This window comes from Stenotrophomonas pictorum JCM 9942 (assembly GCF_001431585.1).
GTDB lineage: Bacteria > Pseudomonadota > Gammaproteobacteria > Xanthomonadales > Xanthomonadaceae > Stenotrophomonas > Stenotrophomonas pictorum.
Map to the genome: position 1 here is coordinate 91951 of NZ_LLXS01000008.1, position 11884 is coordinate 103834.

General features: G+C 67.8%; 12 protein-coding genes. 7 read left to right on the forward strand and 5 right to left on the reverse strand.

The features are described 5' to 3' along the window. Positions 1–88 precede the first annotated feature (88 nt). Positions 89–2776 (reverse strand): pyruvate dehydrogenase (acetyl-transferring), homodimeric type, encoded by a 2688-nt coding sequence (gene aceE, locus ARC78_RS03655; RefSeq protein WP_054658645.1) that lies wholly within the window; start codon positions 2774–2776, stop codon positions 89–91. Positions 2777–3176: 400 nt separating this feature from the next. On the opposite strand from aceE, the gene ARC78_RS03660 reads away from it, so the two are divergent. Together ARC78_RS03660 and ARC78_RS03665 are read left to right on the forward strand one after the other, a co-directional pair. Then, positions 3177–3698, forward strand: a complete 522-nt coding sequence (locus tag ARC78_RS03660; RefSeq protein WP_057505757.1) for a PadR family transcriptional regulator — start codon at positions 3177–3179, stop codon at positions 3696–3698. Between the two features lie 94 nt (positions 3699–3792). Beyond that, a complete protein-coding gene (locus ARC78_RS03665; RefSeq protein WP_057505758.1) occupies positions 3793–4584 on the forward strand; it encodes a siderophore-interacting protein in 792 nt (263 codons plus the stop codon). 142 nt (positions 4585–4726) lie between these two features. Here the strand turns inward: ARC78_RS03665 and ARC78_RS03670 are convergent, their stop codons facing one another. Both ARC78_RS03670 and ARC78_RS03675 read right to left on the reverse strand, forming a co-directional pair. After that, the gene (locus ARC78_RS03670) at positions 4727–5512 is read right to left on the reverse strand and encodes a porin family protein (protein ID WP_054660540.1); all 786 of its coding nucleotides are present in this window, start codon (positions 5510–5512) and stop codon (positions 4727–4729) included. A 61-nt stretch (positions 5513–5573) separates the two neighbouring features. Continuing rightward, complete coding sequence (locus tag ARC78_RS03675) at positions 5574–6638, reverse strand: linear amide C-N hydrolase (RefSeq protein WP_054660538.1); 1065 nt, start codon at positions 6636–6638, stop codon at positions 5574–5576. 160 nt (positions 6639–6798) lie between these two features. On the opposite strand from ARC78_RS03675, the gene ARC78_RS03680 reads away from it, so the two are divergent. Next, positions 6799–7119 carry a hypothetical protein gene (locus tag ARC78_RS03680; RefSeq protein ID WP_057505774.1) on the forward strand — a complete coding sequence of 107 codons (321 nt, stop codon included), beginning with the start codon at positions 6799–6801 and terminating at the stop codon, positions 7117–7119. A gap of 98 nt (positions 7120–7217) precedes the next feature. On the opposite strand, the gene ARC78_RS03685 is transcribed toward ARC78_RS03680, so the two are convergent. After that, positions 7218–7940, reverse strand: coding sequence for a YceI family protein (locus ARC78_RS03685; RefSeq protein ID WP_096144894.1), 723 nt, complete (start codon positions 7938–7940; stop codon positions 7218–7220). Between the two features lie 87 nt (positions 7941–8027). After that, complete coding sequence (locus ARC78_RS03690) at positions 8028–8618, reverse strand: malonic semialdehyde reductase (protein WP_057505759.1); 591 nt, start codon at positions 8616–8618, stop codon at positions 8028–8030. A gap of 128 nt (positions 8619–8746) precedes the next feature. On the opposite strand from ARC78_RS03690, the gene ARC78_RS03695 reads away from it, so the two are divergent. The 4 genes from ARC78_RS03695 (at position 8747) to ARC78_RS03710 (ending at position 11874) form a co-directional block, all read left to right on the forward strand. After that, positions 8747–9718, forward strand: coding sequence for a mitochondrial fission ELM1 family protein (locus tag ARC78_RS03695; protein WP_057505760.1), 972 nt, complete (start codon positions 8747–8749; stop codon positions 9716–9718). Between the two features lie 36 nt (positions 9719–9754). Further along, a complete protein-coding gene (locus ARC78_RS03700; protein ID WP_057505761.1) occupies positions 9755–10600 on the forward strand; it encodes a DUF2145 domain-containing protein in 846 nt (281 codons plus the stop codon). A 15-nt stretch (positions 10601–10615) separates the two neighbouring features. After that, on the forward strand, positions 10616–11134 hold the full coding sequence (locus tag ARC78_RS03705; RefSeq protein ID WP_054660880.1) for a hypothetical protein: 519 nt from the start codon (positions 10616–10618) through the stop codon (positions 11132–11134). Between the two features lie 170 nt (positions 11135–11304). Next, positions 11305–11874, forward strand: a complete 570-nt coding sequence (locus ARC78_RS03710; RefSeq protein ID WP_057505762.1) for a queuosine precursor transporter — start codon at positions 11305–11307, stop codon at positions 11872–11874. Positions 11875–11884 lie beyond the last annotated feature (10 nt).

The following is an 11884-nucleotide window of genomic DNA, read 5'->3' on the forward strand; positions in this document are numbered from 1 at the left end:
GGCGATAGACGGTAACGGGGTCAAGTTTAATTAGCGCAGAAAAAAGGCGGCCATCAGGCCGCCTTTTTCATTTCAGCTTTACCGGACATCAAACCCCCACAGGGTTCGCCTTCTCCGGATCAATCCCGTACTGCTTGATGGCCCGGGCGACATCCTTGGCGGTCATCTTGCCGTCCTTCGCCAGGGCGGCGATGGCGGCGTGGGCGATGTAGTACCGGTCCACTTCGAAGAAACGGCGCAGGTTGGCGCGGGTGTCGGAGCGGCCGAAGCCGTCGGTACCCAGGACCGAGTAGGTCATCGGCACGAAGGCGCGGATCTGGTCGGCATAGGCGCGGACATAGTCGGTGGCGGCAATAGCCGGGCCCTGTCGGCCTTCCAGCAGCTGGGTGACGTACGGCTTGCGCTGTTCGGCTTCCGGATGCAGGCGGTTCCAGCGCTCGGCGTCGAAACCGTCGCGACGCAGTTCGTTGAAGCTGGGGCAGGACCAGATGTCGGCGGTGACGCCGAAGTCCTTGTCCAGCAGCTCGGCCGCGGCGATGGCTTCACGCAGGATGGTGCCGCTGCCCAGCAGCTGCACGCGCAGCTCGCCCTTCTTCGGCTTGCCGGCGTCGGTGAGCAGGTACATGCCCTTGATGATGCCCTCGGCTGCACCCTCGGGCATGCCCGGGTGGGTGTAGTTCTCGTTCATCAGGGTGATGTAGTAGTACTCGTCCACCTGGTCTTCCATCATGGCCTTGGTGCCGTGCTGGAGGATGACGGTGACTTCGTAACCGAAGGTGGGGTCGTAGCTGCGCACGTTGGGGATGCCGCCGGCGACGATGTGGCTGAAGCCGTCTTCGTGCTGCAGGCCTTCGCCGTTGAGCGTGGTGCGGCCGGCGGTGCCGCCGAGCAGGAAGCCGCGGGTACGCATGTCCGCCGCCTGCCAGGCGAGGTCACCCACGCGCTGGAAGCCGAACATCGAGTAGTAGATGTAGAACGGCAGCATCGGCACGTTGGAGACCGAGTAGCTGGTGCCGGCGGCCATCCACGAGGCGATGGCGCCCGGCTCGCTGATGCCCTGCTGCAGCACCTGGCCGGACTGGTCTTCGCGGTAGTACATCAGCTGGTCGGCATCGACCGGCTTGTACTTCTGGCCGTACGGGGCGTAGATGCCGATCTGGCGGAACAGGCCTTCCATACCGAAGGTGCGCGCTTCGTCGGCGACGATCGGCACCAGGTGCGGGCCCAGCTCCTTGTCGCGCAGGCTGATGTTGAGCGTCTGCACGAAGGCCATGGTGGTGGAGTAGCTGCGCTCGCCCGAATCCTTGAGCAGGCGCTCGTAGGTTTCCAGCTTCGGCGCGGTGAAGGACTTGCTGGCCTTCTGCCGGCGCTGCGGCAGGTAGCCGCCCAGGGCGGCGCGACGCTCCTGCAGGTACTTCACTTCCGGCGAATCCGGGCCCGGGTGGTAGAACGGCACCTGGCCGTCCTTGAGCTGCTCGTCGGTGACCGGGATGTTGAAACGGTCGCGGAAGTGGCGGACCGCCTCGTCGTCCAGCTTCTTGGTCTGGTGGGTCGGGTTGAGCGACTCGCCGGCGCTGCCCATGCCGTAGCCCTTGACCGTCTTGGCCAGGATCACGGTCGGCATGCCCTTGGTATTCACGGCCTGGTGGTAGGCGGCGTACACCTTGTGCGGATCGTGGCCGCCACGGTTCAGGCGCCAGATGTCGTCGTCGGACAGGCCGGCGACCATCGCCGCGGTCTCCGGGTACTTGCCGAAGAAATGCTCGCGGGTATACGCGCCGCCGAAGGCCTTGCAGTTCTGGTATTCGCCGTCGACGGTTTCCATCATCAGCTTCTTCAGGACGCCGTTGGTGTCCTTGGCCAGCAGGGCATCCCAGTAACCGCCCCACAGCAGCTTGATCACGTTCCAGCCGCCGCCACGGAACACGCCTTCCAGTTCCTGGATGATCTTGCCGTTGCCGCGCACCGGGCCGTCCAGGCGCTGCAGGTTGCAGTTGACCACGAAGATCAGGTTGTCCAGGCCTTCGCGGCCGGCCAGCGCGATCGCGCCCAGGGTTTCCGGCTCGTCCGACTCGCCGTCACCGATGAAGCACCACACCTTGCGGTCGGACTTCTCGATCAGGCCGCGGTTCTCTAGGTACTTCATGAACTGCGCCTGGTAGATCGCCGCCAGCGGGCCCAGGCCCATCGACACGGTCGGGGTCTGCCAGAAGTCCGGCATCAGCCACGGGTGCGGGTAGGAGGACAGGCCGCCGCCATCGACTTCCATGCGGAACTTGTCCAGCTGCTGCTCGTCGATGCGGCCTTCCAGGAAGGCGCGGGCGTAGATGCCCGGGGCGCTGTGGCCCTGGATGAACAGCAGGTCGCCCGGGTGGTTCTCGCTGGGCGCGCGCCAGAAGTGGTTGAAGCCCACGTCATAGAGCGTGGCGCCGGAGGCGAAGGAGGCGATGTGGCCGCCCAGATCGCCTGGCTTGCGGTTGGCGCGGACCACGGTGGCCATCGCGTTCCAGCGGATGATCGAGCGGATGCGCCATTCCAGCTCCGCGTTGCCCGGGCTCTTGGCCTCCAGGTGCGGGGCGATGGTGTTGACGTATTCGGTGGTGGGAGAGAACGGCAGGAACGCGCCCGAACGACGGGTCAGTTCCACCATGCCTTCCAGCAACTGATGCGCGCGCTCGGGGCCCTCGACATCGATAACGGCCTTCAACGACTCGATCCACTCCTGTGTTTCCACCGGGTTGGGGTCGTTGTTCAGCACTTCATTCAACCAGTTCATTGGCGCTCCCAGGTACTGCACGCACGCGCGCGCTTGTTTTTAATTTTGAGCCCTGAAGTGTAGCGCACCGCGCCCCTGACGAAGCTGGCTACGCATACGTATGGCGTTGATTCCACTACTGTCCGCAAGACATCCGGCGACATCGATGGCCCCCGGACGTAGACACGGCAGGACACCTCGTCCGCAGCGCCGTCGCATGGCGACCAGCGCCATGTGGGCCCGAAGCCGCGAGCCGCCCGGGTCAGCAAGGTGACAACGGGAGCCACGCTGCGATGCAGCAGAAAACCGGCCAGCGGAATCGCCCGGTCGCACCCGTATCACCTGCCCGGCCGGATCGTCGCCGGCGCTTGCCGGCCGGGGCTTTTCGATATATCGTCTTTGCCACTTCCGATATATCGAAATGAAGACCGAAGCCGTGACCACCGATACCCGCAGCCGCGCCACGGCCCGTCCACTGGGCCGCGGTGACCTGCGCCTGCTGCTGCTGTGGCTGCTGGGCCAGGCGCCGCGCCACGGCTACGAACTGATCCAGCAGGTCAGCGAGATGTTCGTGCGCACCTATACGCCCAGCGCCGGCTCGGTCTATCCGCTGCTGGCCGACTTTGAGAAGCAGCACTGGGTCAGCGTCGAGGAGGAGGGCGGCCGCAAGCGCTACCACATCACCCGGATCGGCCAGGCGCAGCTCGCCGCGCGCGATGCCGAGGTGCAGGCCGCCTTGCTGCGTGCCCGGCACAGCGCGCGCACGATGGCCAAGGCCAAGCTGCCGCCGCCGTTGCGCGAGGCGATGGGCCAGCTCACCCGGGCGCTGATGCTGCACGACCGCCGCTGGCGCGACGCCGACGTGGCCCACATCACCGCGCTGCTGGCCCAGGCCACGGCGCGGGTGCGGCACGCGGCACAGGACGGCGACGATGCCGGCTGAGCCGCACCGCCCTCTTTCTTCCCACGACCCAGCCAGAGCGATCCAGCCAGGTCACCCCGGCGCACCGCGCCTTTGACCGAATCCAGGTACCCCCATGTCTTTGCATGAATCCCGACTCGTCCGCCGCGCCATCCAGTTCCGCCCGCTGCAGGTGCTGCACAGCCAGCGCCTGACCCCGAACATGCAACGCGTCATTGTCGGTGGCGATGCGCTGGCCGGCTTCGAAAGCGCCGCGCCCGACGACCACGTCAAGCTGTTCTTCCCCAATGCCGAAGGCGCCTTCGTGCTGCCGGAGCTGACCGAGCACGGCCCGCGCTATCTGGAAGGCCAGCTGCCCTCGCCGGCACGCGACTACACACCGCGCTTCTTTGACGCGCAGGCCGGCGAGCTGGTGCTGGATTTCGTGCTGCACGGCGATGGCCCGGCGGCGAACTGGGCGGCCAGCGCGCAACCGGGCGATGCGCTGGTGGTGGCCGGCCCGCGCGGCTCGCATGTGATCGCCGACGACTTCGACAGTTATGTGCTGATCGGCGATGAAACCGCGTTGCCGGCCATCGCCCGGCGGCTGGAGGAGCTGCCCGAACACGCCGTGGCCGAGGTGTTCATCGAGATCCCCGAGGAAGCCGACCGCCAGCCGCTGGACAGCGATGCGCAGGTGACCGTGCACTGGTTCGAACGCAACGGCTTCGCTGCGGCCAGCAGCACCCTGCTGGAGGACGCGCTGGTGGATTTCGAACAGCCCGATGGCGATGCGTTCTACTGGATCGCCGCCGAATCACGGCGCGCGCGGATGATGCGCAAGTTCATCGAAGGCCACCTGCAGGTGCCCAAGGAATGGATCCGCGCCACCGGCTACTGGAAGGCGGACCCCGACGAGGCGGAGTGATCGCAGCTGTCGCCTCCCCGAGGCGACGCACGAGGGAGGCCGTGCGCGAACGCGCGGCGGCGTGGACAGCGGGGAACAGCCGCCGCGCTCGCCACCGCCTGCACGGCGGTGCGCGGCGCCTCGCCTTTTCGGGGCGCGTGCGTTACAGCGGCGCGCTTCGGCCCGCGCCGAACCGGTAGGTCACCCCCAGCATCGGTCCGGACAGGGCCACGTCCAGACGCTTGCCCTGGTCGCGGTAGTCCAGGCGCTGGTGGCGGTAACCCATCGACACGAACCACTGCTCGGTCGCCTGGTAGTTGGCCAGCGCCAGCACCTGCCAGGTGGCATCCGAGCCCAGTCCGAACCCACCGACATCCGCATAGGCCACGCTGCTCCAGCGCGGCGAGAGCATCTGGCGCCAGCGCACGCCGGCGATCGGGTCGACGAACGACGAATCCGAACGCGCCGAGAGCAGGCCCGGCACCTGCACCGCGGCGTTGATATCCCAGTAGCGGATGCCGGCCAGCAGATCGATGCCGGTACGCTCATCGGCCCTGACGGCATAGCCGGCGGTCAGCGTGGCCGAGGTCTGTCGCACCTTGACGTTGGCCGCCAGGCCCAGCGGCAGCGGCGTTGAATCGGAGGTGGCGGCATGGGTGAGATCGGCCTGCAGCACGACGTTGCCGCGGCGCGCGGTGCCGGTGATAAACGCGGCGGCGTCCAGGCTGTCCATCAGCTCGGAAAAGGACTTGTCCACCTCGGCCGTCGGCGCGCTGCGGAACGGGCGCACCTGGCCTTCCATGCCGCTCATCCACACATACGGGGTGGCCTGGAAACGCCAGCGGTCATCACCGGACGTCTCGGCCTGGGCCAGCGGCACAACGGCCGTCGTCAGCACGACCATTGCCAGCGACGCCGGCAGGTACTTGGGGTTGAATCGCGTGTGCATGGGAGCTCCGGGTGATGCCTGCCCGCGTGCCGGGCAGACGATCGATGTAGGCAAGCGGCGCTCAGACGCCGAGGAAACGGAACGGCTTGGTTTCCTTGAACTGCGCGTTGGCCTCGCCGGCATACAGGGTGCGTGCCTGCTGCCCCAGATCCAGCCGCCTGACCTTGCCGGTGCGCTCGTTGAAATCGATCTTCTTCAGATCCACCCAGAACACGTTGGGCGCCAGCGCGGACTCGAAGTAGTACAGCTTGCGGGTCTGGTCGGCCACGGTGCGCCAGCGCGTGGAGGAGATGTTGGGCTGGTCCGGCGTGGTGATGCCATAGGGCACCGAGACGTTGCGGATCACACTGAAAACGCTGGCGGTGGATTCCACCGGATCGGTGGATTTGGGAATGGCGTCGATATAGAACGCCGCACGCGCGAAGCGGTCCGCCGCGCGGTTGGTGCCCGGCAACATCACCGTACCGCCGATCTGCCGCCAGTAGCTTTCCAGCGCCAGCTGCTGCTCGAAGACCGGCGAGTTGGTCATCACCGTGTAGTCGCGGCTGTGGTGGATGACCTGCTTGCCCTTGATGTACTCGATGATGGCGCTGTCGCCACTGGCATCGGACAGTGACAGGTGCAGCGTGGCCAGGCGCTGCTCGCCGGGGGCGGCATCGCTGACCAGGGTGAACGGCTCGTCGGCCAGCGCCTTGACCGCTTCTTCCACGGTGGCGAAGTTGTCGAGCATGTACTGGGTCCACACCGAGATGCTCAGGCCGGGCTTGCCGCTGTCGCGCGCGGGGTATTCGGATTCGGCCAGCCACAGCAGGTTGGCGACCAGGCCCGCCTCGTTCATGCCGTCGGTGGTGGCGAAGTCGTAGGCGCTGGCGATGACGCTGCCGTGGCGCGAGGTCCACGTGAGCGTATTGGCGCCGGTCTCGCCGTTGCGCTGCATGCCGCGCGGAAACATCCACAGATGGGTGCCGGTATCGACCTTGTAGTCCATCGACCGGCCGGTGAAGACCTCATCGCCGGCACCGTGGTAGACGAAGCGGGTGCAGGCCGTTGCGGGGGGCGCCATGCCCAGCACGCCGACAACGAGCGTGGCACAGGCTGCCACGAGGGATCGCTTGACTGACTTCATGGACAGAGACTCCCTTTTTTGACCGTTGTGTTGACAGCAGACGGACAGATCCTAGCAACACTCCCCGGCAGCCCGAGAACACCGTTGGCAGCACCTTGCAGCAGCTGCGCCGCTGCTATGCTCGGCGCAGCCACGCCCGGCCGCCGATGTGATCGATCCCATGTCCGAATTTTCCGCCGCCTCCCCGACACTGCGCCTGCCGGCGTTCGCCCTGCTGCTGGCCGTGGGCCTGGCCGCCTGCCAGAGCGCGCCGCCTGCCGCTGCCGACCCCGACTTCGGGCTGTGCCGGGATGCCACGCTGCAGTGGGCCGTGGGCAAGGTCAACGACGAGCCGACCATCCGCCGGCTCAAGCGCGAAAGCGGCGCCGGGCTGGTCAATCCGATCGGCCCGGCCAGCATCACCACCCGCGACATCCGCAAAGACCGCCTGCGCGTGTTCGTCGATGCCAACAACGTCATCACCGCGGTGCGCTGCGAGTAACCGCACAGCTTTGCGGTGGTGCATGAAAACAGAAGGCCCGCCATCACTGGCGGGCCTTCTTGTTGCAGCCGCTGGGCGCAGCGGTCAACCCGCCCCGGTTACTGGGCCTTGGCTTCTTCAGCCTTGGCTTCTTCAGCCTTGGCTTCTTCGGCCTTGGCCTGGCTGGCCTCGGTGGTGATGCGGACCTTGACCTCATCGCTGACGGCCGGGGCGTAGGCGCCCACGCCGAAGTCGCTGCGCTTGAGGGTGGTGGTGGCATCAAAGCCGACCGACGGCACCTTCATCATCGGGTGCTCGCCGGCACCGTTGACGGTCACGTCCAGCACCACCGGCTTGGTGACGCCCTTGATGGTCAGGTCACCGGTCACGGTCAGCTTGTTGGTGCCGGCCGCCTCCACCTTGCTGCTCTTGAACGTGGCGGTCGGGAACTTGGCGGCGTCGAAGAAATCGGCGCTGCGCAGGTGCTCGTCGAACTTGGCGGTGAAGCTGTTCAGGCCCGACAGCGGCAGGGTGACTTCCACGGTCGACTTGCTCACGTCGGCGGCGTCGTACACCAGGGTGCCGTCGGCATTGCCGAAGTGTGCGGTCGGGTTGGAGAAGCCCATGTGGTTCCACTGCACCAGCACATCGGTATGGCTCGGATCGAGCTTGTAGGTACCCGACGCGACCTGGATGGCCGCCACTTCCGGGGCAGCGGCTTCGGCCGGCGCGGCGGTTTCCGTCGGAGTCGCGGCCGGGGCGGCCTGTTCGGCCGGCTTGGAGCAGGCGCTGATGGCGGCGGCCAGGGCCAGCGGGAGCAGCAGTTTGGAGAGCGTGGACATGGGAGTTTCCTTGAGGAAGAGAGAGGAACGGAGGCAGTTTCAACACGCCGGCGTCAGCGGATGTGATGACCGCCGGCGATGGAACACTTACTCGATGCGCGCGGCTTCATCGAAGGACAGGCGCGGCAAACGCGGGAACAGCCCGGACGGATCGCCATAGCCCAGGTTGACCAGGAAGTTGGACTTGATCGCGGTGCCGGCAAAGAACGCCTCATCGACCTTGGCGTTGTCGAAGCCGGACATCGGACCGGCATCCAGGCCCAGCGCGCGCGCGGCCAGGATCAGGTAGGCGCCCTGCAGGCTGCCGTTGCGGAACGCGGCCTCGTGGCGACCCTCACGCGGGCCATCGAACCAGCTCTTGGCATCGGTGTGCGGAAACAGGTACGGCAGCTTCTCGTGGAAATCCAGGTCAAACCCGATGATCGCCGTGACCGGCGCGGCCAGGGTCTTGGCCAGATTGCCTTCGGACAGCGCCGGCGCCAGCTTCTGCTTGGCCTCGGCGGATTTGACGAACACAAAGCGTGCCGGGCTGGCGTTGGCCGAGGTCGGCGCCCACTTCACCAGGTCGTACAGCGCGCGCAGCTGGCTGTCTTCAACCGGGCGGTCCTGGAACGTGTTCTGGGTGCGGGCGGTGCGGAACAGCTGGTCGAGCGCGGCATCGTTGAAGATGTCGGACATGGAAACTCCGTGGTGAATTGGCTACGGTCGTGGCGCTGGGCCGGAAAGGCCCGGACAATGACACGACGAGTGGACGCAGTGTAGAGCGCCACGACTGATGCAACACCCGGCCTTACTGAAACGAATTGATGCCAAACGCGAAACGATCGACGCTTCCCTGGACGATCACCGACGGCCGCGCCGGCAACGTCCGCCAAGCGGTCGCGTTGGCATCGGCGTTGCGTCTGGGCGGCCAGCAACGGCTGCAGCTGGAACCGCGGGCACCGTGGCGCTGGCTGGCACCGCGCTTGCTGCCCGGCGCCACGGGCGGCTTTGGTGCAGGCTTCGAGCGGATGGCCGCCGCGCAACCCGGACTGGCGATCGGCTGCGGCCGCCAGGCGGCCGGCGCGCTGCGGGTGTTGGGCCGGAATGGCACGCGCACGGTGCAGATCCTCGATCCGCGTATCCACCCGCGCCACTGGGATCTGGTGATCACCCCGGACCACGACCGCCTGCGCGGCGACAACGTGCTGACCCTGCTGGGCAGCCTGAACCCGGTCACCGACGACTGGCTGGCCTGCGGCCGCGCGGCCTTCTCCAGTTTCGAACACCTGCCCGGGCCGCGCACCGCGCTGCTGGTCGGCGGCCCCACCGACCACGCGCCGTGGCAGCAGCGCGAGATCGTGCCGCTGTTCCAGGCGCTGGCCGCGCAGGTGCGCGCCGAGGGCGGCAGCGTGCTGGCCACCACCTCGCGGCGTACCCCGCGCGCGGTGACCCAAGCGCTGCTGCACGCTTTCGACGATGTGCCGGGGGTGATCTGGAGCGATGGCGGTGACGGTTCCAATCCGTACGCCGGGCTGCTGGGCTGGGCCGACCGCGTGGTCTGCACGCCGGACTCGGTGAACCTGCTGTCCGAGGCCTGCGCCACCCGGGTGCCGGTGGGCGTGCTGCTGGGCCGGCGCGCGCAGGGACGGATGGCACGGTTCCAGCAATCGCTGGTCGAACGCGGCCGGCTGCTGGAGGGTCTGGCCGCGCTGGACGCCGACCCGGCAGACCCGATCGAACCCTTGCGCGAAACCCCGCGCATCGCCGCCGAGGTCAAGGCCCGCCTCGGCCTGTAACGGTCTTTTACAGTTTGCCTGCAAGGATGCCCCCCGATGAACCACCGTTTCCCCCTAGTGCTGGCGCTGGGTATCGCCACGCTGGCCCCAGTGGCGAACGCACAGCCGCCGACCTGCACCCCGCGCTACCCGCCGCCGACCACGATCGCGGCGATGTTCGACATGGCCGCCATCACCGCCGACACCCTCGATGCGCTGCCCGGGGTGGAGGTGGCCATCGCCGCGCGCGGCGGCCAGGACCTGCGCAGGTACGGCCTGCGCCACAGCCATCTGGCGTTTCTGGTCCGCAACGAAGCCGGGAGCTGGGATGTGCTGCACCTGCTGAACCGCTGCAAATCCGGCTCGTCGGACCTGTACCGCGAAGGGCTGGTCAATCTGCTCGGTGAAAGTGCGATCAGCACCGACCTGCGCGTGGGCATTCCCAAGCCGGCCGTGCAGGCCGCGCTCAGGCAGCTGCTGGCCGGCGAAGCCGCAGCGGCCCGCGCCCTGCACCAGCCGCGCTACAGCATGCTGGCCTGGCCCGGCGGCAGCGACTACCAGAACTCCAACCAGTGGATTCTGGAAGTGACCGCCGCGGCGATGGCGCAGGTCGAAGACGGCCGCACGCTGGGCAACCGCGACGCCGCACTGGCCTGGCTCAAGCACAAGGACTTCAGGCCCTCACGCCTGCATATCGGTCTGGGCAAACGGCTGGGGGCGCGCCTGTTCGCCGACAACGTGGCCGTCACCGATCATCCGGCCAGCGAACGCGTTTCCGGCAACTATTCGGTGGTGACGGTGGAATCGGTGTTCGATTTCCTGCACCAACACGGCGCGCTGGAGCGCGAGCTGAGCATCGCCCACCAGCGCATCGCTGCACCCGCCGCATCTTCTTCCCCGTAACCCCAGGAGAACCGCATGAAATCCCTGCTTGCCGCTACCGCCCTGACCTGCGCCCTGGCCCTGGCGCTTCCCGCATCTCCGGCGCAGGCCGGCGACGACATGACCGGCTCGCAGGCCTCGGTGCTGATCACCGGCGTGAGCGCGATGATGGTGGTGTCCGGGCCGTTGTACCTGTCGGTCACCGGCGTGCGCAGCGTGGCCGACCTGTCCAAGGCCTCCAGCAAACCGCACGAGGGCAAGCGCCGGACCAGCGCCGGGCCGCTGCCGGACATGCAGGTGAAGGACATCGCCCAGACCGCCGACGGTGGCCGCAGCGTTTCCCTGCAAGACCCGGCCAATCCGGAAAACACCGCCCTTCTGCAATGGCCGCAGCGGCAGGACAACCCGGCGGCCAACTTCGTGCCCGGCCAGACCGTGGCCTTCACCCCGAGTCCGCAGGGCGCGGGCTGGATGCTGCGCGCCGAGGACGGCGCGGTGCTGACCTTCGTGCCGACCATCGAGGCGGCCGGGGACAGCCGTACCACGACGCTGTAAGCCTCCAGGCCGGGCCACACAGCCCGGCCGGGGAAGCGGACCGCTGCGGTGAAGAGCGGTAAAGGCCGGACCGGTACAATGGCCGCCCCCTTGCGCCCGCCGGCTCCGGCGCGGCCACTCTTCCTTTCCTGTTCCGCGGCGCCTTGCGGCGTTGCCGCCTGCGCTCTGCCATGTCCCCGAATCCGCCGATCCGCTTCGCCCCGTTAACCCTCCCCTCGCTGCTGCTGGCCGTGCTGGCCATGGGCATCGTCGTGCTCGGCTCGAACGTGCTGGTGCAGTACCCGATCAACGACTGGCTGACCTGGGGCGCGTTCAGCTATCCGGTCGCGTTCCTGGTCAGCAACCTGATCAACCGCCGCTTCGGCCCGCGCGCCGCGCGCCGCGTGGCGTGGGCCGGGTTCGCGGTGGCGGTGCTGCTGTCGATCTGGATCGCCACGCCGCGCATCGCGGTGGCCTCGTGCTCGGCGTTCATCGTCGCCCAGCTGCTGGACATCACCGTGTTCGACCGGCTGCGCGCCGGCAACTGGTGGCGGGCGCCGATGGTGGCCACCACCTGCAGCGCCACGGTGGATACGGCGATCTTCTGGTCGATCGCCTTCGCCGGCTCGCAGCTGCCGTGGGTCAGCTGGGCGGCCGGTGACCTGGCGGTGAAGCTGGCCATCGGCGTGTGCCTGCTGGCCCCGTTCCGCGCCCTGCTGTGGAAGATGGCGCCGCTGCGCGGCCAGCCCGGCACCCGCTGAGCCGACCGCC

Coding starts and splice junctions, on each gene's coding strand:
- aceE (WP_054658645.1), bottom strand. CDS start 2,776: ATGAACTGGTTGAATGAAGTGCTGAACAACGACCCCAACCCGGTGGAA.
- ARC78_RS03660 (WP_057505757.1), top strand. CDS start 3,177: ATGAAGACCGAAGCCGTGACCACCGATACCCGCAGCCGCGCCACGGCC.
- ARC78_RS03665 (WP_057505758.1), top strand. CDS start 3,793: ATGTCTTTGCATGAATCCCGACTCGTCCGCCGCGCCATCCAGTTCCGC.
- ARC78_RS03670 (WP_054660540.1), bottom strand. CDS start 5,512: ATGCACACGCGATTCAACCCCAAGTACCTGCCGGCGTCGCTGGCAATG.
- ARC78_RS03675 (WP_054660538.1), bottom strand. CDS start 6,638: ATGAAGTCAGTCAAGCGATCCCTCGTGGCAGCCTGTGCCACGCTCGTT.
- ARC78_RS03680 (WP_057505774.1), top strand. CDS start 6,799: ATGTCCGAATTTTCCGCCGCCTCCCCGACACTGCGCCTGCCGGCGTTC.
- ARC78_RS03685 (WP_096144894.1), bottom strand. CDS start 7,940: ATGTCCACGCTCTCCAAACTGCTGCTCCCGCTGGCCCTGGCCGCCGCC.
- ARC78_RS03690 (WP_057505759.1), bottom strand. CDS start 8,618: ATGTCCGACATCTTCAACGATGCCGCGCTCGACCAGCTGTTCCGCACC.
- ARC78_RS03695 (WP_057505760.1), top strand. CDS start 8,747: ATGCCAAACGCGAAACGATCGACGCTTCCCTGGACGATCACCGACGGC.
- ARC78_RS03700 (WP_057505761.1), top strand. CDS start 9,755: ATGAACCACCGTTTCCCCCTAGTGCTGGCGCTGGGTATCGCCACGCTG.
- ARC78_RS03705 (WP_054660880.1), top strand. CDS start 10,616: ATGAAATCCCTGCTTGCCGCTACCGCCCTGACCTGCGCCCTGGCCCTG.
- ARC78_RS03710 (WP_057505762.1), top strand. CDS start 11,305: ATGTCCCCGAATCCGCCGATCCGCTTCGCCCCGTTAACCCTCCCCTCG.